This window comes from Streptomyces sp. NPDC055189 (assembly GCF_053606765.1).
Window position 1 is genome coordinate 16,772 of the sequence record NZ_JBSGSG010000054.1, and the last position, 21,402, is coordinate 38,173.

Sequence of the window (21,402 nt, forward strand, 5' to 3'; positions counted from 1 at the left end):
GCCTTCCGTGGGCCGGAGCGCGCGATGCGCTCCGGCCCACGGGTCAGGCGGCGGCGCTCTGCGCCGTGAACTCCACCGGCAGCCGGTCCAGGCGCGCCTCCCACGTGGACGCGGTGGACGTCAGCTCGTCGGGCGCGACCGCCAGGCGCAGCCCGGAGAGCCGGTGCAGCAGGACGCTGACGGACGTCTCGATGATGCCCTGGCCGATCCCCTGTCCGGGGCATTCGTGCGCGCCCCCGCTGAACGCGAGGTGGGCCTGGTTGCCGTGCAGGTCGGAGGAGGCGTCCGGCCTGATCTCCGGGTCCAGGTTGCCCGCGGCCAGACCGGGGACGATCAGGTCGCCCTCCTTGATCTGCCGGCCGCCGAGCTCCAGGTCGGCCGTGGCGAACCGGCCGGGCAGGACGGCCAGCGGCGGCGTGTTCCACATGACCTCCCCCACCACGGCGGAGATGTTGAGCTGCCCGCTCACCAGGCCCGCCATGTGCGAGGGGTGCGTGAGCACGGACTGCAGGACCCTGGCGAGCAGGTTGCTGGTGGTGGTGTGGGCCGTGATCAGGACCAGGCGCAGGTGGCTCAGGACCTCGTCGTCGTCCAGGCCCGCCCCGTGGCCAAGGAGCCCGGTCGTGAAGTCGGCGCCCGGCTCGGCGTGCTTGCGCTCGGAGAGAGCCTGCAGGATCTGCATGATGCGGTCGTTGTGCGCCACGGCTTCCGCGCCGCCCTTGAGGACCTGCGCACAGGACACCGCGAGCCGGCGCCCCTCCCGCTCGGGCATGCCGAAGAGACGGGTCAGGACCAGCATCGGGAGGTACTCGGCGTACTGCGCGACGAGGTCCGCGCTGCCCTCTTCGGCGAACGCGTCGATCTGCTTGTTGGCGAAGTGCGTGACGTGCCGCTTGACGCCGCGGTCCGCCAGGGCCTGCAGGCCGTCCGTGACCGCGCCGCGCAGCCGCCGGTGCGGCTCGCCGTCCTGGGAGACGCAGTCGGGGCGCCAGCCGAGCATCGGGATCAGGGGGGAGGCGTCCTCGACGCGGCCCTCCTTCCAGTCCCGCCAGATCCGCGAGTCACGGGCGAACTGGCGCGGGTTCTCCAGGACCCGCCGGTTCTCGCGGTAGCCGAGGACCAGCCAGGCGGGTACGTCCCCTTCGAGGAGTACGGGGGCCACCGTGCCGTGCTGCTTGCGCAGCCGGTCGTAGATGCCCTGCTGCTCCTCGGCCACGTCCTCCCCGTACAGCCGTGCGGCCCCGGCCGGTCCGCCGTGCCGGACGGGGCAGCCTCCGGAGGCCTGCGGGGCGTCAGTGGTCATCGGGCGGCCTCCAGGGCGGCGGTCGAGCGTTCCTTCAGGTGGCGGATCAGGGCGATGAGCACATCGCGGCTCGACTCCCGGTCCCTGGCGTCGCAGGCGACGACCGGGGTGTGCTCGGGGATGTCCAGGGCGTCGCGTATCTCCTCGACGGGGTGGTTCTGCGAGTCCGGGAAGACGTTGAGGGCGATGACGAAGGGCACGCCCTGGCGCTCCATCTCCTCGATCGCCCGGAAGCTGGACGCCAGGCGCCGGGTGTCCACCAGGACCACGGCTCCCAGGGCGCCCTTGAACAGGCCGTTCCACAGGAACCAGAAGCGCTCCTGGCCCGGTGTGCCGAACAGGTAGAGCACGAGCTGTTCGTTGAGGCCGATCCGCCCGAAGTCGAGGCTGACGGTGGTCTCGTTCTTGTCGGCGACCCCGATGAGGTGGTCGACGTCGATGCTCGCCTGGGTGAGGGTCTCCTCGGTGGTGAGCGGCTTGATGTCACTCACGGAGCGGACCATGGTGGTCTTGCCGGTGCCGAAGCCCCCGGCGATCATCACCTTGACCGAGCGGCTCTCGGCGGGCAGGGAGCCCGCTGACGTCGGCTGGTCCGGACGGTCAAAGCCTTTGTAGTCCACTGAGTACCTCCTCAAGGAGCGCGAGGTCCGCCCCATGGCCGGGTGTGGAAGCCGGGATGGGATCGCGGGCGTCCACCTGGCCTGCTTCGAGCAGGTCGGCAAGGAGCACCGCGATGATGTTGAACGGCAGTCCGAGATGGGCGCCGAGTTCGGCGACCGACAGCGGATCGCGGCACCGGCGCACGATTTCCTCGTGCTCGTGCTGCATGCCGGGAGCGGGGGCCGAGCGGGAGACGATGAGGGTCGCCACGTCGAGGCCGGCGGCCGGCCCGCCGGGACCACTGCGACCGCCGGTGAGCACGTAGTAGCGCTCAAGACCGGACGGGTCCGTGGGCCGTGGGGGGCCGGACCGGTGGGGGCCGCTCATCCAGGCTGCTCCTCCTGCCGCGCAGTGGTGCCCAGGAGCTCACCCATCCTGCGGGACAGATCTCTCATCTGGTGTCCGAGCAGCCCCTGGTCGAGCCCTTCCCTTGCGAGGACCCCGAGGTACGTCTCCACGCCGGCCCGCACCACGAACAGGTGCCCGCCGTCGACCTCGATCATCGCCAGGCGCAGCTGTCCGCCGTACTTGGGGAACTGGGCCGCGACGGGCTGGGCGAGCGCCTGCAGGCCCGCGACCACCGCGGCGAAGCGGTCCACGTCGTCCGGGTCGTCGGCTCCGTAGGAGGTGATGGCCTTGCCGTCGCTCGACGCGACGAGGGCGAAGCGGATCTCCTTGATGCTCTCGGTCAGATCGCGGAGCGCCCAGCTCACGTCGGTTTCGTGTTGCGTCATGTGGCTAGTCGCTCTCTTCGGTGCGGGGCTCGTCGGTCTCTCGTCCGGCGGTGGCGAAGGCCGCCATGCCGGTGAAGGACGCGTCCGGCGGCACGACGGGCGCCGCGTGCGTGCCCGTGGTGGCTTCCGGCTCGGTGTCGGCCCCCTTCGGGGACTCGGTGCGCTTGCTCCTGCGCCGGGGCAGGCCGCCGGGCGTGACGTCGTCGGCGGCGGGCGGGGCGGCGGCTGCCGGGGCGGCGGGCGGCTCCGTACGAGGGGCCGCTTCCACCGCGGGGGTCTCCGTCCGTGCCGCTTGGACCGGTGCCGTCACGGGGGCGGCCGGCAGCTGGCTGAAGTATTTGTGCGGTACGACGACGACCACGGAGGTGCCGAGCCAGGGCGAGTCGGCGAAGGTGACCCTGATGCCGTACTTACGGGCGAGGGTGCCGACCACGCGCAGGCCCAGGTGTGCGTCCTCCGAGAGCCCGCCGAGGCCGGGACCCGCGGCGACGCCTTCGAGGGACTGCAGCGCCTGCTGCTTCTTCTCCTCGGTCAGGCCCTTGCCCGCGTCCTGGATCTCGATGCCGACGCCGTTGGGCACCTCCTTGCCGGACACGACGACCGGCTCGGTGGGCGGCGAGTAGCGTGCCGCGTTGTCCAGGAGGTGGGCGAAGATCAGCGTGAGGTGGTCCACCAGACCGCCGTCGACGCCGAGTTCGGGCAGCTGGCGCAGCTGGATCCGGTCGAAGTCCTTGATGCGGCCGATGCCGCCGCGCACGACGCTGAGCAGGCGCTGCGGCTCCTGCCACTGGCGTCCCGGCCGGTCCGTGCCGCCGAGCACGCCGATGCTCGCGGCCAGACAGTCGGCGGGGCCGATCGCCTGGTCGAGCTCCATCAGGCCCCTGGCGACGGCCGGGGTCCTGCCGTGCTCGCCCTGCATCTCGTGCAGCCGGCCGCGGATCTTCCCGGTGAGCACGTGGATGCGGCTGCCGATGCTGATCACGGCGTGCTCGGCCGACGTGCTGCGGTTGAACTCCTCCTCGACGGCGATCAGGGCGCTGCGCAGAACCCTGCGCAGTTCGAGCCTGAACTCCGGTGTGATCTCGGTCTCCTCGTCGAGGGCGAGGGGCAGCACGTCCTCGATCGCCTCGCCGCCGCGCAGGCCCTCGAAGGCCTCGGGCAGGAACTCGTCCGCCAGGCGGGCCACCAGGGCCTGCTGCCGGTCGAGGCGCCACTGCCAGGCCTTGGCCTCGTCGATCTGGTGGGCCTCGAAGGCGGCGCGTTCGTCCTCGAACCGCCGTTCCAGGGCGGCGACGTGCTGCTGCCACTGCTGGGAGTGGTTCAGCTGTGCGGTGCGCGCCTCGTCGGCCGTGCGGCGCAGTTCCTGCCGTGCGCGCAGCAGGAGGCGGATACACGCGGCCGCTGCCGCGGTCGCCGCGAGGCCGGCGACCGCCGTGGGTATTCGGGCCGGGTCGGAGCCGACGGCCAGGGTGGCGACGCTGCCTGCGCCAAGGCCGATCGGCAGCAGCCACCAGCTGTACCAGGCCGCGGGCGCCCGGGCTGCCGCCGACGGCGGAGTGGCAAGTTCCATCTGCATCCTCAAACCAACGCGATCGAAGAGTGGACAACCCAACCAAGGGGCCGCACCCATCGCATCTCGGTACCGCCTTGGACGGCGGCACCCCCCTCGATCACCTGCGTGATCCCCCGTACGACAGCGCGACAGCGCCGTGGTGCGCGACAGACTGAAATCGCGTCAACTCGCGGCGCTGCAGCGGAGCTTATCTGGTGTGGAGGGTTGTTGATCAACCCGGCGGGTCACGGGGCGGGCACTGTAGATGATCTTCAGCCAGGAGCGCGGAAGGTGGCCGGAACCAGTGGTTCCCCTAGTCGTCTAGTCGTCCCACAAATCCGCGTGCCTGCGATGCGCAGGCGTCAGACCCCGGGCGAAGAACCGGTCGTAGTACTCGTTCTCCACGTGGTGGGCCTGGAGCCAGATCCCGGGGACGTGGATCGCGTCCGTGTGCGCGGGGAAGCGGCGGTGCGTCCGCAGGATGTAGCTGCAGATGTCGCGGGCGCACTCGACCACCCGCTCCTCGTACTCGCTCGCCTCGGCCAGGTAGCGCCGGCCGTAGTCCTCGCGGTAGATGCGGCTGAAGACGTCCTTGTCGCCGTAGACGCCGCCGGGGCCGAACTTCTCACGGATCACCGCGTCCACCGCGTCCGACATCGACGCGAACGCGGGGGGACATGTCGCCGAGATCAGCGGCTCGCCGTCCGGCGCCCGCAGGCCCACCGGGTGCGAGCGCACGTTTGCGTACTTGGGCAGCGGGATGTGCCAGCGCCACACGTCGGCCGGGCGCCAGCGCGGGGTGACGAAGGTGAAGCCGAGCATCCTGCCGTAGACACGGGAGAACTTCGGGTCGCCCAGGGCGATCTGCGGGTTGATGGACGCGTGGATCCAGGCGCCCAGGCCCATCGCCTCGGCCACCAGCATCAGGTTCTGGAGCAGCAGGTCCGCCTCGATCTGCGTGCGCAGCGGGCCGAGCGACCCCAGGGGCAGCTTCAGTTTCCCGTTCAGGAAACCGTTCCTGACCCACTTCTTCACTCCCGCCGGACGGTAGAAGTTCCGGTCGTCCACCAGCGTGGGCCGCGCCCCGTCCGGCTGCGTGAGCAGGTACATCAGGGCGTTGATGTACTGGTGCGACAGGTCCACCACCGGGAAGAGGACCGTCGTGCCCGGCAGGTTGGACAGGAAGCGGTTGGAGTCCAGGTAGGCCGGGAAGTCCCGCAGCCCCTGCGCCACGTCCAGTCGGTGGTCGAGGACCTTGACCTTGGCCTCCCGCGCGCGGGCGGTCAGGGTCGGACCGTCGAAGGGTTCCTCCGGCGCCGGGGCCAGCTTGCGCAGGTAGTACGTGCCGGTGTCGTTGATCAGGAAGAAGTGCGTGCCCTGCGCGTTGTCGGGGCTGCCCGCCGTGCGTCCCGCCATGGTCAGGTTCGGCTTCGCCATGATCGGTTTGCCGTTGCGCGGATCGTCGAAGGGGCGGTCCGGCATCGTGAGCCCGGTACAGCCGGTGAGGGCGATCAGGACCGCCTCCTCGACCTCCGTCAGCGGCTGCGGTTCCTCCTTGGAGACGTAACTCATCGATCCGGCGGGGACGGTGGCGCCGCGGCTCACCCGGTGGGTGCGGCGGCGCCAGACCGTCTCCAGGAGCGGTCGTACGAAGAGGTCGGCGAGGCCGGGGTGGTGACCGTCCGCCCGATGGTCGGGCGGACGGTGGTCGGGCCCGTCCTCACCCGGTGGCATCGCTGCCGCCGCCCCTCATGGGCTGCACCTGGCGCCACGGCGCGAACGCGCTCGCGCCGCGCGGCAGCAGGCCCGCGAGGTCCGGGGCGTGCCGCTGGATGACGGACTTCATGCCGCCGCGCTCCACCCAGTCGATGCCCAGCGGGGTGTAGATCTCGGGGCGGTAGTCGACGGTCAGGAAGCGGTCGCTCTGCAGGCGCCGCGTGGCCATCAGGATGAAGATGCGGAACGCCGTGTCGCTGAACCCGAAGCCGGTCGGCGGGTTCTCGGCGAACAGGCCGACCACGGTGTCGATCTCGTCGACCGAGTCGTAGACGTCCTTGAGGCGCGCGACGGTCTCGGGGTCCTGGCTCAGGTCCTCGAAGCGGCTGATGCGCGGCTTGTGCAGGCCCGCGCGGAAGTCGTTGTAGCGCGGCACGCCCCGCCTTCGGGTGCGCACGAGGTCGACGACCGACAGGTCGATGATCTCGCCGTCGCGCTCGAAGCGCTGCAGCGCGCGCGGGAAGTTGTTCAGGGTGATCGCGCCGGGGTGGGCGATGCCGAACGAGTAGAGGGTGTCGGCGAGGCCCGTCTTGCGGATGGCGGCCTCGGCCGCGCCGCCCTGGATGTCCAGGAAGCCGAGCGTCTCCAGGGGCTGCCCGAAGTGGTGCTCGCGCATCACGTAGTCGTCGGGGATCAGCGGGTGCATCCGGTAGACGGTGACGAAGTCCTCGGTGAGGGAGTACGGCACCGCGTGATGGTCCGGCATCGTCTTGGAGATGCCGGTCAGCGAGTGGGCCTCGAGGAGCCACAGGCCGAGCTTGTTCAGCCAGTTGTCCGGCGGCCCCTCCCAGTTGGTGTGCAGGCCGAGGTCGATGGCCTCGGTGGCGAGGATCGCCGGGGTCCACTCCACCGTGTGGATCTTGGCGATGAGGGCGGAGACGACCAGACGTGCCGTGTGGTAAATGCTGTCCTCGCTCATCGCGGGGTACTCGTGCCGCAGCGCCGCGCAGACCGCGTTGTGCTCGCGGGCGAAGAGGGTGTGCATCGCGCTGAGGCCGAGCCACCAGCTCTCGTTGAAGCCGGTGAGCGGGATGCCGTTCTGGCCGGTGGGCAGGTGGCCGTCCTCCAGGCGCAGGTCGGCGCTGCCGCCGGCCTCGCGAAGGAACCTCGCGGTCCGCTCGTCGGCCCCGTACACCTCCGAGCCGTCCCACCAGTGGGACGCGGAGTTGGCGAAGAGGATCGGGGGCTGGTTGCCGGGGACCTCGATGCCCTCGTTCTCGGCGAAGCGCATCACGTTCTCGGACGGCCCGCCCGGGGTGTTGGTCCATGTACTGCCGGACGGCAGCGGGACCTCGACGGCCTTGCCGCCGACCGGGTAGCGGCGGTGGTTGACCCAGTCGTGGACCTGGAACTGGATCCAGGCCGCGGCCAGGATGTTGAGGGAGGTCGCGGGAACGAAGGTCTCGCGCGTCAGGAGCGTGCGGCTGACGGTGACCGGGTTCGGGGTGTCGAAGAGGTCGGGGCGGTAGTCCGGCTTCAAGTTGCGTCCGAAGGCCGCGCCCACGGCTCCCATGGAGGGCGCGGAGAGGTCGTTGTACGACCCGTCGTACGACCTGGACGTGCGCAGCCGCTCGTCGACCGGCGCGGGCACGGGCACGGCCTTCGGCGGTGCTTCGGGGACGTCGGTGTCGATGAGGTTGAGGCGCCGCAGCACCTTGCGCAGGAAGACCAGGTTCAGCAGGCTCGCCTCCAACGGCAGCCTGTACCACGGCACATAGCGGTTGAGCGCGCCGAAGAAGCGTCCGACCGGGATGCCGAGGACGGTGTTGCGCAGCGGCTCCCCGGTGGTGAAGCGCAGGCATTTGCGGTGGGCGGCGCTCGCTTCGTACGCGGCCTTGCGGGCGCGGTTGAGATTGCCGAGGGGGCGGAACTCCCCCGTCGTGTACCAGGGGTTGAAGGCGAGTTCCTCGACCCGCCCGGCCGCCGCCATGGCCTCGACGGTCGCCAGGTCCTGGCGCGGCACGGTGAGGCGTCCGACGGGCACCGCGGGCGTGATGTTGTCCTTCCACTCCACGGAGCCGTCCTCGACGGGCGTGCGCTGCTCGTCCACGTACCGCTGGACGCACAGGTCGAAGGCGACGTCCGAGGTGACGAGGCGGTGCGCGAGTTCGCGGTGCAGGAAGCCGGGGTCGCGGCGTTCGGGCTTCGGCTCGGGGGCGCTGCCCACGACGGGGCGCAGGAGATAACGGACCGGGCCCGCCTCGCCCCAGAGGATGGCGCCGCGGCTCCAGTACGTCTCCCTGGCGAGGCTGTTGACCGTGTGCCGGGTGGCGGCCTGGATGTTGCGCCGCATCCGGGTCGCGGTGGAGAGGCCGACGGCGAGCGGGAGCTTCACGAACAGGCCGAAGGCCTTCTGCAGGGGGCTGGTGGCGCCCGCCATGGCCTTGGCGAAGGCGACGAACTCACGGGCGTCGCGGGCGTGCGACACCGGGAAGTTGGTGGCAAGGAGATCGTGGCTCTCCTCGTCCGACACCCTCACGCGCACGGCGACGCCGCGCAGATCGGCCGCGGCGTCGGGCTGCCGGGTGCCGCTGGCGTTGGAGAGCCGCACGGTGGCGGGGTACTCGGCGCCCGGCTGGGCGAAGCCGCCGCGCAGGGCCTCGGGCAGATCGTCGTTGAAGGCGAGGCGGGCGTTCTCCACGCCGAGCGCGGGTTTCGCGTGCTGGGTGCGCGCGAGAGAACCGGCGCTGCCCGCGCGCCGGTTCTTCGCCTGGACCTTCATGATTTCGCGGGCCAGGCGCTCGAAGAGACGGTGTTCCGCCTCGGGGCTGCCGCCCACGTAGCGCTCGTAGGTCTGCTCGTACTCTCCGGTGTCGGCCATCAGGCTCTTCCTTCGCACGCAGGCGTACGGGACGGGACAGGCCCTAGGACGCTAGTGGCGGCGCGGGACGGCCGCAGCGCGGGTTCTCGCCTATGTGCAGGGTGCGGTTCACGCGTCGAACAGGCGGGCGGGCCAGGGCATTTGCGCCTGTCGGGCGTGCCGGGGCGGCCGTGCGGCGCGGCGGGAGTGATCGTCCGTGAGTCCCTGTGAGGGCCTCCTCCCCCAGCAACCCCGGGAGCCGAGCGCGCCGATGGCCGGTCCGTTACGGGCGGACTCGGGCCCGGCACAGCTGAGTTGACTGCGCATCGGGCCGGTGGTGTGCTCGCAACTCCGTTGCCGCCACCGCCCGTTTCGGGGGAAACCATGCGGGACCAGCACGCCAAGGCACCGACGTTCACCGATCTTCGCCCGTACAAGGACGTCACCGGAACCGGCCCCGCGGTGGGCTTCCCCGTCTATCCGGACCTGGTGGAGCGGCTGCTCGGCGCCACGGCCCAGCCCGATCCGGACGGCGTGGTCCCGCACGCCCTGGCGACCTGCGCGGCGTACGCCTATGCCGGTACGCCCGAGAGCGCCGACCCGCAGACCCTCGCCATGATCATGGCTCGGCTCGGCCTCGAGGAGAACCGCTGCCGGGTCTTCGAGCAGCGGGTGAGCGCGCTCTACATCGCGTCGGCGGCGTACCTCCTTCAGGACAAGGACCGGCGGGTGGTGATCCTCTGCTACCGCGGCACCCAGCCCGAGGACATCATCAGCATCCTCACCGACGCCGACGTACGGCCCGAGACGCTCCGTGTCGATCTCGGCGGCGAGCGGTACGACGTCCACGCGGGCTTCTACCGCAACATGCGGGCATCGCGGTACCTGGTCATGCAGGCCCTGGAGCGGGCGCTGCGCGGCGAGTCGGTCAACCCCGACGAGCAGGGCACGGTGGGCGAGGGGATGGAGGCGCTGTACATCACCGGGCACAGCCTCGGCGGTGCGATGGCGGCGCTGATGGGCGTGGTGCTGACCCACGAGCCGCGCTACGCCGCCGTCGCGCAACGCCTGAAGGGCGTCTACACCTTCGGCCAGCCCATGCTCGGCGGACCGGAGTTCGCCCGCGCCTGCCAACAGGCCTGCGACGCGCGGGGCGTGCACGTGCTGCGCGACCGGCTCATCCGCTACATCTACGACCGTGACGTCGTTCCTTCGCTGCCGCCGCGCCCCGTGGGGCCGTACGCGCCCTTCGGCCGGGAGTTCCACTACCGACGGGACCGGGGCGTCGTGGACGGCGCCCTCACGCTCGTGGCCGACGCGATGATCGAGGCACTGTCGCTGCCGGGCGATCTGCTCGGCGGGCGGCTGCGTGCCACGGCGGGGCGGCGGGCGAAGGGGGTGGGGCGGGCCCTGGCCGAGCTGATGCGGGGGCCCGGCCGGAAGCCGGGCTGGGTCGAGGTCCGCGATCCGGCGCCGCGCTACCCGCAGATGGACAGCCTGGCGGGGCTCGCGGTGGTGGCGCCGCTGGCGTTCTTCGCCGCCAGGCTCGCGCTGACCAGGGGCGTCCCGTTCGCGTACTCCTTCGAGGACCACGGTCCGGGGCACTACGTGAACGCGCTGGCTCCGCCGGGGGTCATGAGCGAGTACGGGGACATCCGCTGAGGCGGGCCGGGCGAGCTAGTCGATGAAGGCGCCGTCGACGTACACCCAGGCCCCGTCGAGCCGCTCGAAGCGGCTGCGCTCGTGCAGGGACTCCTTGCGGCCCCCGTCGGTGTAGCGGGCCCGGAACTCGACCGTGCCGGTGGTGTGGAACGCGGTGCCGTCGGCGGTGTCCAGGATCTCCAGGCCGACCCAGCGCAGATTCGGGTCGAACTCCACGCGCGGCGGCCGGGTGCGGGGGTGCCAGGTGCGCAGGAGATAGGCCTCGTCCTTGACGGCGAAGGCGCAGTAGCGGGAGCGCATCAGCTCCTCGGGCACGGCGGCCACGGCGTCACCCCGGTGCAACCGCCCACAGCACTTCTCGTACGGCTGGGGGTGGCCGCAGGGGCAGGACTGGGTACGGGGGACGCGTCGAGACATGGTGACCATTGTCCCCGACGGCGGGGAGCGCCCCGGCAGGGGCGCGGGGCTCTGGCATGTGCGGCTCCGCCGCGTGGGCGCGACAAGCCACGACGGACCCGCGGACAAACCCGAAACCCCCGGAAGGGGAGATCCGCTACGGGGCAAGAATGTCCAGCTCGTGCAGCGCTCCCACGGCAATTTCCCGGGTCAGTTCCTCGGCCCGCTCCGCGTCCCCCTCGCGCACCGCCTCCGCGAGGCGGACGTGCAGGGTGACCGCCGCCGGGTCCGGATCCTCGAACATGACCTGGTGATGGGTGCGGCCCGCGAGGACCTCCGCGACGACGTCTCCGAGGCGGGCGAACATCTCGTTGCCCGACGCGTTCAGGACGATGCGGTGGAAGTTGATGTCGTGGAAGAGGTAGCCCTCCAGCTGCTGGCCCCGCGAGGTGGCGACCATGCCGAGGGCGCACTCGGTGAGGGCCGCGCACTGCTCGGGAGTGGCGTGCCGGGCGGCGAGACCCGCGGCGGCGGGTTCGATCGCCGAGCGCAGGACCGTGAGGGAGCGCAGCTGGCGCGGCCGGTCGGCGCCGGCCAGACGCCACCGGATGACCTGCGGGTCGTAGACGTTCCACTCCGCCGTGGGCAGTACGGTCACACCGACCCGGCGCCGGGACTCGACGAGGTGCATCGACTCCAGGACGCGCACCGCTTCCCGTACGACCGAGCGTGAGACCTCGAACCGCTGGGCCAGCTCGTCGGTACGCAGCACGCTGCCCGGCGGGTACTCGCCTGCGGTGATGGCGGGCCCGAGGCTTTCCAGTACGCGAGCGTGCAGCCCACGGGCCTGTGCGGTCATGACGTCAGGGTATGCGGCGCCCCCCGGGAACAAAAAGTCAGACTTTTGTGTCACAGCCTCTTGAATTTGTCAGACCTAATAGGTTTCAGTGACGTGAACGAGCCACGGGTCTCCCCCGTCCCGTGGCTCGTTCTCGGACCGATGTCGAAGAAGACAGCGAGGCAGCACAGCGATGAGCACCCCCCACGTCGTCGTAGTGATGGGCGTGGCAGGAACCGGCAAGACAACGATCGGTCCCCTGCTCGCGGCACAGCTCGGCGTTCCCTACGCCGAGGGCGACGACTTCCACCCCCCGGCGAACATCGCCAAGATGTCGGCCGGGACCCCGCTGACCGACGACGACCGCTGGCCGTGGCTCGATGCCATCGGCGCCTGGGCCCACGGCAGGGCCGGGCTCGGCGGTGTGGTCAGCAGCTCGGCGCTGAAGCGCAGCTATCGCGACCGGCTGCGGTCCGAGGCTCCCGGTCTCGTCTTCGTCCACCTCACCGGCGACCGGGCCCTCATCGAGGACCGGATGTCGCACCGGGAGGGCCACTTCATGCCGACGGCCCTGCTCGACTCACAGTTCGCCACGCTGCAGCCGCTCGGCGCGGACGAGGCGGGCGTCGCGGTCGACGTCACCGGCAGTCCGGAAGAGATCAGCGAGCGTGCCTTCGAGGCACTGGGCTCGCTCGACCAGTAGTCCCCGTTTCCCCCGCACCCCCTCCCCTGACGCACCCCCTCCCCTGACGTACAAGGAAAAGCACCGTGACCAGTCTCAGCGTTGAGATGCTGGCAGCGGACGCCGTCGAGCCGATCACCTCCGCTGGCCATGCCCAGCTGGGTATCGCCGTCCTCGCGGGCATCGCCGTCATCGTCCTGCTCATCACGAAGTTCAAGCTGCACGCGTTCTTGGCCCTGACCATCGGGTCGCTCGCCCTGGGCGCCTTCGCGGGTGCCCCGCTCGACAAGACGATCACCAGCTTCACCGCGGGTCTCGGCTCGACGGTCGCGGGCGTGGGTGTGCTGATCGCCCTCGGCGCGATCCTCGGCAAGCTGCTCGCCGACTCCGGCGGCGCGGACCAGATCGTCGACACGATCCTGGCCAAGGCGGGCGGGCGTGCGATGCCGTGGGCAATGGTCCTGATCGCCTCGGTGATCGGGCTTCCGCTCTTCTTCGAGGTCGGCATCGTGCTGCTGATCCCGGTCGTCCTGATGGTCGCCAAGCGCGGCAACTACTCGCTGATGCGGATCGGCATCCCGGCCCTGGCCGGTCTGTCCGTGATGCACGGCCTGATCCCGCCGCACCCCGGTCCGCTGGTCGCGATCGACGCGGTGGGCGCGAACCTGGGCATCACCCTCGCCCTCGGCGTGCTCGTCGCCATTCCTACGGTGATCATCGCGGGCCCCGTCTTCTCGAAGTACGCGGCGCGGTGGGTGGATGTCCCGGCCCCCGAGAAGATGATGCCGCAGCGTCCTTCCGAGGACCTTCAGAAGCGTCCCGGATTCGGCGTGACGGTCGCGACCGTGCTGCTTCCCGTCGTGATGATGCTGGCCAAGGCCCTGGTCGACATCATCGTCGACAACCCCGACCACACGGTCCAGCGCGTCTTCGACGTCGTCGGTTCGCCGCTGATCGCGCTGCTCGCCGCGGTGATCGTGGGCATGTTCACCCTCGGCCGTGCGGCCGGCTTCACCAAGGGCCAGCTTTCGACCACCGTCGAGAAGTCGCTCGCGCCGATCGCCGGTGTGCTGATGATCGTGGGTGCGGGTGGCGGGTTCAAGCAGACCCTCATCGACTCGGGCGTCGGCAAGATGGTCCTGGAGATCTCCAAGGACTGGTCGATTCCGGCGCTGCTGCTCGCGTGGCTGATCGCCGTCGTGATCCGGCTCGCCACCGGGTCCGCGACGGTGGCGACCATCTCGGCCGCCGGGCTCGTGGCTCCGCTGGCCGCGGACATGTCCGACTCGCACACCGCGCTGCTCGTGCTGGCGATCGGGGCCGGGTCGCTCTTCTTCTCGCATGTGAACGATGCGGGGTTCTGGCTCGTGAAGGAGTACTTCGGTCTTGATGTGGGGCAGACGATCAAGACCTGGTCGGTCATGGAGACGATCATCTCTGTGGTTGCGGGTGGGCTGGTGCTGTTGCTTTCCCTTGTGATTTAGCCGGGGTCGGGCGGGGTTGTTTCCCCAACCCCGCCCCTTCCCGAAAACCCGCTGGCGCGGGGGCCTTGGTGGACGCCATCACCGGCTTCGCCGAGTTCGTCCTCAAACGCCGGACAGGCTGAAACCCACAGCGGATGCTCCCGCTCCGCCCAATCCGGGTCCACCGACCCGGTCCGCATCCCCCGCCTCGCCTCCGGGTCCGCCCACGCCATCCCCACGTGGCCCGCGATCACCACGCCCAGGGTGAGGGCCAGCCAGTCGTGGACGAACGTGCTTCCCGTGCGCCAGGACAGGGGGGCCAGGTGCGTGAACCACATCAGCAGGCCCGTGCCCAGCATCACCAGGACCGCTCCGGCCAGCCAGCCCGCGTACAGCTTCTGGCCCGCGTTGAACTTGCCCGCCCGCCGGGTGCGACGCCGCAGCCAGGCCTTGTCGTACGGGCCGAAGCGGTTCAGGAGACGCAGGTCGCCGCGGAAGGCGCGGGACGCCAGGCCCGCCAGGAACGGGGCCGGGAGCAGCAGGCCCGACCATTCGTGGACGGTCACCACGAGCGCGCGGCGCCCCACGAGCTCGGCCAGCTGAGGTACGTACAGGCATGCCGCGGTCGCGACGCACACGCCCATCAGGATCGCCGTCATGCGGTGCACCCAGCGCTCGGCGGGGCTGAACCTGCGCACCCGTGCCGCGGCCGCCTCAAGCCGTGGGCTTGTCGTCCCTGCCATTCGAATCACCCACCCACGCGTCGACGTCGTAGCCCCGCTTCTCCCAGTAACCCGGCTCCACCTCGTCGGTGAGAGTGATCCCGGAGAGCCACTTCGCCGACTTGTAGAAGTACATGGGGGCGACATAGAGGCGGACCGGGCCGCCGTGGCTGTGGCCCAGGTCCTTGTCCTGCATGCGCAGGGCCACGAGAACGTCCTTCCGCCGGGCCTGCTTCAGCGTCAGGCTCTCGCTGTACGTCCCGTCGAAGCAGGTGAAGCGGACGGCGCGGGCGGTCGGGCGTACGCCTGCCGTGTCCAGGAGGCGGGAGAGGCGTACGCCCTCGAAGGGGGTGCCCGGCACCCGCCAGCCCGTCACGCACTGGACGTCACGCACCATGCGGGTCTGCGGCAGGGCGCGCAGCTCGGCGAGGGAGTACGTCGCGGGGCGGTCCACCAGGCCGTCGATCTTCAGGCGGTACGTCGACGCGCTCTTGTGCGGGACGGAGGCGGCCACGGAGTAGTAGCGGAAGCCGCCGCCGTTGGGAAGCAGGTCCGTCAGGCCCGTGGGGTCCTTGTCGGACGCGGCGCCCAGGAAGGATTCCAGGCCGCGCTGGAGCGGCGGCGCGGCGGCCACACCCGCGACGCCGAGGCCGAGCATGCCAAGGACCAGGCGGCGGCCGACCGGCGTACCGCCGCCCTGGTCCTCTTCGGGCCGTTGCTGAGGGGAACTTGTCACCCTTCGATTCGAGCACCCGCGGCGCCGGGGGTACAGGGGCCGCGGGTGTCCGTCAGCGTTTCGTCATACCTGGTTCCGTCATACCTGGCCGGACGGCTCCTCGGCCGCCTTCTCCAGCTGGAACGCCTCGTTGCCCAGGCCGATCCGGGCGTGCGCCTCCGGCCTGGTCGAGCGCAGGAACGCGCCGTAGCCCACGCCGATCACCGCGGCGAGCAGGATGATGCCGGGAAGCACCCAGCTGAGCGCCGAGCCGGGGCCCGCGCCGACCAGGACGTCGAAGTCCTTGACGGTGTAGCCCGCGATGACGAACAGGCCGACCGCGGCGAGCGCGGATGCGGTGATGCGCCAGACCTGCGCACGCGCCGCGCCCCGGCGCACGAAGAAGACGATGACCGCGACGGACGCCGTGGCCATCAGGAGGATGACGCCCAGGGCGCCGACGTTGCCGCCCCAGGTGAACAGGTGCAGGACCGGCGCGGTCGGGTCGCCGAACGCGCCGTCGTCGGTCACCGCGAAGGCGATCACGATGACGACGGAGACGATCGTCTGGAGCAGGGAGCCGGTGCCGGGTGCGCCGGTCGCGGTGTTCGTCTTTCCGAACGCGGCGGGCAGCAGACCCTCGCGGCCCATGGCGAAGGCGTACCGCGCGACGACGTTGTGGAAGGAGAGGATCGCCGCGAACATGCCGGTCACGAACAGGACATGGAGTACGTCGGTGAAGGTGCCGCCGAGCCGGGACTCGGTGAGCCCGAAGAGCAGGCCCGCGCTCTGTTCCTCCGCGGCGGAGACGATGCCGGAGGGGCCGGCCGCGACCGTGAGCGCCCAGGAGCTGATCGCGAAGAAGATCGCGACGAAACCGACGGCGAAGAACATCACGCGGGCGACGACGACCTGCGGGCGGCTGGTCTCCTCCGCGTACACGGGGGCCTGCTCGAAGCCGGTGAAGGCGGCGATGCAGAAGCAGAGCGAGGTGGCGACGCCCGCACCGGTGAGGGTCTCCGGGTTGAACGCGTGCAGGGACAGGCCTTCCTTGGCCGGGTCCGCGATGGCCGCGATGTCGAAGATGACGACGAGCGCCACCTCGATGAGCAGCAGCACGCCGAGCACGCGCGCGTTCAGGTCGATCTTCAGCCAGGCGAGTACGGCGACCACGGCGACAGTGACGAGTGCCGGTATCCACCAGGCGACTTCGACGTCGAAGTACGTGTCGATCAGCCCGGAGACCTCGAAGCCGAGGAGGCCGTAGAGGCCCGCCTGCAGCACGCTGTAGGCGACGAGCGCCACGAGCGAGGCCCCCGCGCCCGCGGTTCCGCCCAGGCCCCTCGATATGTACGCGTAGAAGGCGCCAGCGTTGTGGACGTGGCGGCTCATCTCGGCGTAACCGAAGCTGAACAGGCCGAGGACCACACCGAGGACGAGGAAGAGCAGCGGCTGCCCGACGACACCCATCACGCCATATGTGGTGGGCATGACACCCGCGACGACCATGAGCGGCCCGGTCGCCGCGAGCACGGACAGGAGCAGGCCCGCCGTGCCCAGGCGGCCGGCGCGCAGTGCCGTCTCCTGGCCCTTGTAGGTACTGATCCCGCTGCCTTCGGCGGCCTTGCTCGCAGATCTCGTGTCGCTCGTGCTGCTCGAACTGCCCGTCGCCATGGCGCGGTTGTCCTTTCGGGTGGGCCGGTTGGTGCGGTGGGTCAGGCGGAGCCGAGCGCGGCGCTGCGCGCGGCGGTGAACGCCTGGTAAGGGTCCCGGTCCGGGTACGACCAGGGGGCAGGGGTCGCGTGGCGGCCGATGCGGTGGAAGAGCGCGGCCGACTCGGCCGCCCTGCCCTCGCAGAACTTGGCGTGGGCGAGGAAGTTGAGGTCGACGCGGCAGCGCGGGTAGGTCGTGTGCCCGGGGCGGCCGGGCATCTCCCACTCCAGCCACCAGTCGAAGGCGGCCTTCATGACCTGGCGGGCGCGGCGTCCCGTCCAGTGCCCGGAGGCCACGGGGTCGGCGGGCTCGCTTCCGGCGGCGGCGAGGACGCGGTAGCGCTCGGCGTGGGCGACGACGGGCAGGACCGCCAACGGCGAATCGGCGGGCGCCTGTTCGGCGGCCCAGGCGGCGAAGTCGTACACCTCGTGCAGGGGGTCCTGGCCCGCTGCGGGGCGCCGCTCGGCGAGTCTGGCCACCATCAGGTGGTGGGCGTGGTGGTGCTCGGGGTGCCGGTGGCGGACCTCGTCGAAGAGCCGGACCACGTCTTCCTCGTGACCCAGGGAACGCTCCAGGGTCAGCAGCGCGAGCCACGGCGTGGGGTCGGCGGGCAGCAGCGGGGCCACCGCACGGCAGGCGTCCCGCGCCTTCTCCGAGCGCCCCTTGCCGCGCAGCGCGCGGTGCACGGAGGCATAGGCGAGCAGCAGGGCGGCGTCGGTGCTCTCCGGCTCGGCGAGCTGCCAGTCACGGACCCAGGCGGCGGTGGTCTGTTCCTGCGCGAGTACGTCGAAGCGGTGGCCCCTGCGGTCCCAGTCGTCGCCGGTCGCGGCGAGCAGCGTGCGGACCTCGGTCCAGCGGCCCTGGGTCAGCGCGGCGCGCGCGCCGGCGAGTTCGGCGTCGTCGAGCGCGGGGTCGAAGGCGTGGGCCGCCCGCTTGCGGGATCGGCCCAGGGGGGGTGGGGGTGGTGACACCGCGGGACTTCCTCCCCGGCGCGGCTCGCGTACGGATGATCACGCACAGCAAACCGGTAGGTCGCCCTCCAGTCAAGGTCAGCCCACCGTCAGGCCCTTCACCAACTCGTTTCAAAATCTGCTGACTTCACCCCCGACCTGCGGTGTTACCCGCCAGGACACGATTCGGACAAGCGGCGACGATCACTGTGCGACACGACGATTACTGAGCGATGCGACGAACGCACCCGTCAGCTCACCGACTTGGCGGCCGCGCGGCCCGCCGTGCGGCCCGAGAAGAGGCAGCCGCCGAGGAAGGTGCCTTCGAGCGAGCGGTAGCCGTGCACTCCCCCGCCGCCGAATCCGGCCGCCTCCCCCGCCGCGTACACACCGGGAAGCGGCTCGCCGCCCTCGGTCAGGACGCGCGATGACAGGTCGGTCTCCAGGCCGCCGAGAGTCTTGCGGGTGAGGATGTTGAGCCGCACCGCGACGAGCGGGCCCGCCTTGGGGTCGAGGATGCGGTGCGGGGCCGCGGCCCTGATGAGGCGGTCGCCGAGGAACTTGCGGGCGCCGTGGATCGCCGTGACCTGGAGATCCTTGGTGAAGGGGTTGGCGATCTCGCGGTCCCGCGCGGTGATCGTGCGGCGCAGGGCGGCCTCGTCGATGAGGGGCTCCTTGGTGAGCGCGTTCATGCCGCGCACCAGGGAGGAGAGGTCCTTCTCCACGACGAAGTCGGCGCCGTTGTCCATGAACGCCTTCACCGGGGCGGCCACGTCGGCACGCGCCCGGTCGATGACGCCGCGCACGGACTTACCCGTGAGGTCGGGGTTCTGTTCGGAGCCGCTGAGCGTGAACTCCTTGCCGATGATGCGCTGGTTGAGCACGAACCAGGTGTATTCGTACCCGGACTTCATGATGTGTTCGAGCGTGCCGAGGGTGTCGAAGCCGGGGAAGAGCGGCACCGGAAGACGGTCGCCGCGCGCGTCCAGCCAGAGGGACGAGGGGCCCGGCAGGATGCGGATGCCATGGTTGTCCCAGATGGGGTTCCAGTTCTGGATGCCCTCGGTGTAGTGCCACATGCGGTCGCGGTTGATGAGGTGCGCGCCCGCGTCCTCGGTGATGCCGAGCATCCGCCCGTCGACGTGCGCGGGCACGCCGGAGACCATCCGCTGCGGCGGGGTGCCGAGCCGCTCGGGCCAGTTGGCGCGTACGAGGTCGTGGTTGCCGCCGATGCCGCCGGAAGTGACGATCACCGCCTGGGCCCGGAACTCGAAGGCCCCGGTGGCCTCGCGGCTGCTGGCCGTGCCGCGCTCGGCGTCGGAGGGTTCGAGGATCTCGCCGGTGACGGTGTCGACGCTGCCCGCGCTGCGGCTCAGGCCGGAGACCCGGTGGCGGAACTTCAGCTGGACGAGGCCGCGCGCGACGCCTTCGCGGACCCGGCGCTCGAAGGGGGCGACGAGACCGGGTCCTGTGCCCCAGGTGATGTGGAAGCGCGGCACGGAGTTGCCGTGGCCCTGCGCGTCGTAGCCGCCGCGCTCGGCCCAGCCGACCACGGGGAAGAACCGCACGCCCTGCCCGTGCAGCCAGGCGCGCTTCTCGCCCGCCGCGAAGTCGACGTACGCCTCGGCCCATTTGCGCGGCCAGTGGTCCTCGGGCCGGTCGAAGGCCGCCGTGCCCAGCCAGTCCTGCATGGCCAGGGAGTGCGAGTCCTTGATGCGCAGCCTGCGCTGTTCCGGGGAGTCGACGAAGAAGAGCCCGCCGAAGGACCAGTGCGCCTGGCCGCCGAGCGACTGCTCGGGCTCCTGGTCGAGGAGGATGACCCGGCGGCCCGCGTCGACGAGTTCCGCGGTGGCCGCGAGGCCCGCGAGACCCGCGCCGATCACGATGACGTCTGCGTCGTAGGCCATCCGGGGGTTCCTCCTAAGCAGGGGCTTACTGGTGAGTTCAGATCCTGAGTAACCGCGGGGACGGCGTCAACCGTCTGACCCCTGGAACAGCACCTCGCTTTTAATAATGGCCAGCATTACTATGGCGCCATGGCCAGGACCTCAGGACCCGAGACCCGCGAGAAGCTGATCCGCGCGGGCGAGGAAGCGTTCGCCGCGCAGGGCGTGCACGGCGCGCAGCTGCGGGACATCGTCCGGCTCGCGGGGCAGAGCAACCCCTCCGCCGTGCAGTACCACTTCGGCAGCCGGGCCGCCCTGGTGGACGCCGTCATGGCCGAGCGCCAGACCCGTACGGAGAAGGTGCTCACCGCCGAGCTGGAGCGGGCGCCGGACGGACTGCGGGGGCTGCTCACCGCCCTGGTGGCGGCGGAGGCCTCCGAGCTGCGCACCGAGCGGGGGCGTCGCTGCCTGCGCATCTCCGCCCAGCTCAGCCACGAGAGCGGCGTCCGCACCCGCACACCGCATCCCACCATCGACGGCACCGTCTACTGGGAGCTGATCGGCCGCGCGGAGGACTTCCTCACCGCGCTCCCGGAACCGGTCCGGCTCGAACGCCTCGACCTGGCCCTCACCCTGGTCGGCGCCGCCATGGCCGACCGCGCCGGTCAGTACCTGGCCGGCACCACCCCCCTGACCGGCGAGGAGCTCTTCCTCGCCGACCTCGTAGAGACCACCACGGCCCTGCTGCGGGCCCCGGCACCACGGAGAGAACCATGAGCGACGCGCACGACCTCACCGGCAGGACCGTCATCATCACCGGCGCGGCGCGCGGCCTGGGCGCCGAGGCCGCGCGGCAGGCGGTGGCCGCCGGTGCGAACGTCGTCCTGACCGACGTCCTGGACAAGGAGGGCGAGGTCACCGCGGCCGAGCTCGGCGAGCGCGCCCGCTTCGCGCACCACGACGTGACGTCGGAGGCGGACTGGCAGCGTGTCGTGGAGCTCGCCGTCACCGAGTTCGGCGGGGTCCACGGCCTGGTCAACAACGCCGGTATCTCCACCGGCCAGTTCCTGGAGTCGGAGTCCGTCGAGCACTTCCGCAAGGTCCTCGACATCAACCTCACAGGTGTCTTCATCGGCATGAAGAGCGTCATCCCGGCGATGAAGGAGGCCGGGGGCGGCTCCATCGTCAACATCTCCTCGGCGGCCGGGCTCATGGGCCTCGCTCTCACCGCCGGATACGGCGCCTCCAAGTGGGGCGTCCGCGGCCTGACCAAGACCGGCGCGGTGGAGCTCGGCACCGCCCGCATCCGCGTCAACTCCGTCCACCCGGGCATGACGTACACCCCGATGACCGCGCAGGTGGGCATCGAGAAGGGCGAGGGCAAGTACCCCAACACCCCGATGGGCCGGGTCGGCGAGCCGCACGAGATCGCGGGCGCCATGATCTTCCTGCTCTCGGACGCCGCGTCGTACGTGACGGGCGCAGAGCTCGCCGTGGACGGCGGCTGGACCGCGGGGCCCACGGTGAAGTACGTCATGGGGCAGTGAGCA

The 21,402-nt window shown here is 71.0% G+C and carries 19 protein-coding genes; 5 read left to right on the forward strand and 14 right to left on the reverse strand.

The window, feature by feature from the left end; translation table 11 throughout:
* Positions 1 to 43: 43 nt before the first annotated feature.
* From ACWFR3_RS30245 to ACWFR3_RS30275, 7 genes are all read right to left on the reverse strand, one after another.
* Positions 44 to 1,303, reverse strand: coding sequence for a cytochrome P450 (locus tag ACWFR3_RS30245; RefSeq protein WP_453737828.1), 1,260 nt, complete (start codon positions 1,301 to 1,303; stop codon positions 44 to 46).
* Positions 1,300 to 1,923 carry a GTP-binding protein gene (locus ACWFR3_RS30250; RefSeq protein ID WP_361200982.1) on the reverse strand — a complete coding sequence of 208 codons (624 nt, stop codon included), beginning with the start codon at positions 1,921 to 1,923 and terminating at the stop codon, positions 1,300 to 1,302. The genes ACWFR3_RS30245 and ACWFR3_RS30250 overlap by 4 nt, the downstream gene beginning before the upstream one ends.
* The gene (locus ACWFR3_RS30255; protein ID WP_361200980.1) at positions 1,904 to 2,290 is read right to left on the reverse strand and encodes a DUF742 domain-containing protein; all 387 of its coding nucleotides are present in this window, start codon (positions 2,288 to 2,290) and stop codon (positions 1,904 to 1,906) included. The genes ACWFR3_RS30250 and ACWFR3_RS30255 overlap by 20 nt, the downstream gene beginning before the upstream one ends.
* Positions 2,287 to 2,697 (reverse strand): roadblock/LC7 domain-containing protein, encoded by a 411-nt coding sequence (locus tag ACWFR3_RS30260; protein WP_361200978.1) that lies wholly within the window; start codon positions 2,695 to 2,697, stop codon positions 2,287 to 2,289. Before ACWFR3_RS30260 ends, ACWFR3_RS30255 begins: the two co-directional genes overlap by 4 nt.
* Before the next feature lie 4 nt (positions 2,698 to 2,701).
* Positions 2,702 to 4,267 (reverse strand): ATP-binding protein, encoded by a 1,566-nt coding sequence (locus tag ACWFR3_RS30265; RefSeq protein WP_453737829.1) that lies wholly within the window; start codon positions 4,265 to 4,267, stop codon positions 2,702 to 2,704.
* Positions 4,268 to 4,570: 303 nt separating this feature from the next.
* Positions 4,571 to 5,983, reverse strand: a complete 1,413-nt coding sequence (locus ACWFR3_RS30270; protein WP_453737830.1) for a hypothetical protein — start codon at positions 5,981 to 5,983, stop codon at positions 4,571 to 4,573.
* On the reverse strand, positions 5,970 to 8,846 hold the full coding sequence (locus ACWFR3_RS30275; protein ID WP_453737831.1) for a peroxidase family protein: 2,877 nt from the start codon (positions 8,844 to 8,846) through the stop codon (positions 5,970 to 5,972). Before ACWFR3_RS30275 ends, ACWFR3_RS30270 begins: the two co-directional genes overlap by 14 nt.
* A gap of 363 nt (positions 8,847 to 9,209) precedes the next feature.
* On the opposite strand from ACWFR3_RS30275, the gene ACWFR3_RS30280 reads away from it, so the two are divergent.
* Positions 9,210 to 10,487 (forward strand): lipase family protein, encoded by a 1,278-nt coding sequence (locus ACWFR3_RS30280; protein ID WP_453737832.1) that lies wholly within the window; start codon positions 9,210 to 9,212, stop codon positions 10,485 to 10,487.
* Between the two features lie 15 nt (positions 10,488 to 10,502).
* Here ACWFR3_RS30280 and ACWFR3_RS30285 read toward each other — a convergent pair whose 3' ends face one another.
* Both ACWFR3_RS30285 and ACWFR3_RS30290 read right to left on the reverse strand, forming a co-directional pair.
* A complete protein-coding gene (locus tag ACWFR3_RS30285; protein ID WP_453737833.1) occupies positions 10,503 to 10,904 on the reverse strand; it encodes a YchJ family protein in 402 nt (133 codons plus the stop codon).
* Between the two features lie 136 nt (positions 10,905 to 11,040).
* On the reverse strand, positions 11,041 to 11,742 hold the full coding sequence (locus ACWFR3_RS30290; protein WP_453737834.1) for a FadR/GntR family transcriptional regulator: 702 nt from the start codon (positions 11,740 to 11,742) through the stop codon (positions 11,041 to 11,043).
* A 172-nt stretch (positions 11,743 to 11,914) separates the two neighbouring features.
* On the opposite strand from ACWFR3_RS30290, the gene ACWFR3_RS30295 reads away from it, so the two are divergent.
* The gene (locus ACWFR3_RS30295; protein WP_453737835.1) at positions 11,915 to 12,424 is read left to right on the forward strand and encodes a gluconokinase; all 510 of its coding nucleotides are present in this window, start codon (positions 11,915 to 11,917) and stop codon (positions 12,422 to 12,424) included.
* Between the two features lie 65 nt (positions 12,425 to 12,489).
* Entirely contained in the window at positions 12,490 to 13,887 is a 1,398-nt protein-coding gene (locus ACWFR3_RS30300; RefSeq protein ID WP_453737836.1) for a GntT/GntP/DsdX family permease, read from the forward strand.
* Here ACWFR3_RS30300 and ACWFR3_RS30305 read toward each other — a convergent pair.
* The 5 genes from ACWFR3_RS30305 to ACWFR3_RS30325 all read right to left on the reverse strand — a co-directional run bounded on the left by ACWFR3_RS30305 (position 13,884) and on the right by ACWFR3_RS30325 (position 19,873).
* A complete protein-coding gene (locus ACWFR3_RS30305) occupies positions 13,884 to 14,609 on the reverse strand; it encodes a cytochrome b/b6 domain-containing protein (RefSeq protein ID WP_453737837.1) in 726 nt (241 codons plus the stop codon). The genes ACWFR3_RS30300 and ACWFR3_RS30305 overlap by 4 nt on opposite strands.
* Entirely contained in the window at positions 14,581 to 15,246 is a 666-nt protein-coding gene (locus tag ACWFR3_RS30310; protein ID WP_453737867.1) for a molybdopterin-dependent oxidoreductase, read from the reverse strand. The genes ACWFR3_RS30305 and ACWFR3_RS30310 overlap by 29 nt, the downstream gene beginning before the upstream one ends.
* Before the next feature lie 156 nt (positions 15,247 to 15,402).
* Positions 15,403 to 16,977 carry an APC family permease gene (locus ACWFR3_RS30315; RefSeq protein WP_453737838.1) on the reverse strand — a complete coding sequence of 525 codons (1,575 nt, stop codon included), beginning with the start codon at positions 16,975 to 16,977 and terminating at the stop codon, positions 15,403 to 15,405.
* Between the two features lie 41 nt (positions 16,978 to 17,018).
* A complete protein-coding gene (locus tag ACWFR3_RS30320) occupies positions 17,019 to 17,987 on the reverse strand; it encodes a hypothetical protein (protein ID WP_453737839.1) in 969 nt (322 codons plus the stop codon).
* 230 nt (positions 17,988 to 18,217) lie between these two features.
* On the reverse strand, positions 18,218 to 19,873 hold the full coding sequence (locus ACWFR3_RS30325; protein WP_453737840.1) for an FAD-binding dehydrogenase: 1,656 nt from the start codon (positions 19,871 to 19,873) through the stop codon (positions 18,218 to 18,220).
* A 129-nt stretch (positions 19,874 to 20,002) separates the two neighbouring features.
* On the opposite strand from ACWFR3_RS30325, the gene ACWFR3_RS30330 reads away from it, so the two are divergent.
* Both ACWFR3_RS30330 and ACWFR3_RS30335 read left to right on the forward strand, forming a co-directional pair.
* Positions 20,003 to 20,629, forward strand: coding sequence for a TetR/AcrR family transcriptional regulator (locus tag ACWFR3_RS30330; RefSeq protein ID WP_453737841.1), 627 nt, complete (start codon positions 20,003 to 20,005; stop codon positions 20,627 to 20,629).
* A complete protein-coding gene (locus ACWFR3_RS30335; protein WP_453737842.1) occupies positions 20,626 to 21,399 on the forward strand; it encodes a glucose 1-dehydrogenase in 774 nt (257 codons plus the stop codon). The genes ACWFR3_RS30330 and ACWFR3_RS30335 overlap by 4 nt, the downstream gene beginning before the upstream one ends.
* Positions 21,400 to 21,402 lie beyond the last annotated feature (3 nt).

Excerpts from the sequence above, each read along its gene's own strand:
- ACWFR3_RS30275 (WP_453737831.1), bottom strand. The coding sequence starts at position 8,846 with ATGGCCGACACCGGAGAGTACGAGCAGACCTACGAGCGCTACGTGGGC.
- ACWFR3_RS30285 (WP_453737833.1), bottom strand. The coding sequence starts at position 10,904 with ATGTCTCGACGCGTCCCCCGTACCCAGTCCTGCCCCTGCGGCCACCCC.
- ACWFR3_RS30265 (WP_453737829.1), bottom strand. The coding sequence starts at position 4,267 with ATGGAACTTGCCACTCCGCCGTCGGCGGCAGCCCGGGCGCCCGCGGCC.
- ACWFR3_RS30270 (WP_453737830.1), bottom strand. The coding sequence starts at position 5,983 with ATGCCACCGGGTGAGGACGGGCCCGACCACCGTCCGCCCGACCATCGG.
- ACWFR3_RS30330 (WP_453737841.1), top strand. The coding sequence starts at position 20,003 with ATGGCCAGGACCTCAGGACCCGAGACCCGCGAGAAGCTGATCCGCGCG.
- ACWFR3_RS30315 (WP_453737838.1), bottom strand. The coding sequence starts at position 16,977 with ATGGCGACGGGCAGTTCGAGCAGCACGAGCGACACGAGATCTGCGAGC.
- ACWFR3_RS30290 (WP_453737834.1), bottom strand. The coding sequence starts at position 11,742 with ATGACCGCACAGGCCCGTGGGCTGCACGCTCGCGTACTGGAAAGCCTC.
- ACWFR3_RS30260 (WP_361200978.1), bottom strand. The coding sequence starts at position 2,697 with ATGACGCAACACGAAACCGACGTGAGCTGGGCGCTCCGCGATCTGACC.
- ACWFR3_RS30280 (WP_453737832.1), top strand. The coding sequence starts at position 9,210 with ATGCGGGACCAGCACGCCAAGGCACCGACGTTCACCGATCTTCGCCCG.
- ACWFR3_RS30335 (WP_453737842.1), top strand. The coding sequence starts at position 20,626 with ATGAGCGACGCGCACGACCTCACCGGCAGGACCGTCATCATCACCGGC.
- ACWFR3_RS30310 (WP_453737867.1), bottom strand. The coding sequence starts at position 15,246 with ATGCTCGGCCTCGGCGTCGCGGGTGTGGCCGCCGCGCCGCCGCTCCAG.
- ACWFR3_RS30255 (WP_361200980.1), bottom strand. The coding sequence starts at position 2,290 with ATGAGCGGCCCCCACCGGTCCGGCCCCCCACGGCCCACGGACCCGTCC.
- ACWFR3_RS30245 (WP_453737828.1), bottom strand. The coding sequence starts at position 1,303 with ATGACCACTGACGCCCCGCAGGCCTCCGGAGGCTGCCCCGTCCGGCAC.
- ACWFR3_RS30305 (WP_453737837.1), bottom strand. The coding sequence starts at position 14,609 with ATGGCAGGGACGACAAGCCCACGGCTTGAGGCGGCCGCGGCACGGGTG.
- ACWFR3_RS30295 (WP_453737835.1), top strand. The coding sequence starts at position 11,915 with ATGAGCACCCCCCACGTCGTCGTAGTGATGGGCGTGGCAGGAACCGGC.
- ACWFR3_RS30325 (WP_453737840.1), bottom strand. The coding sequence starts at position 19,873 with ATGGCCTACGACGCAGACGTCATCGTGATCGGCGCGGGTCTCGCGGGC.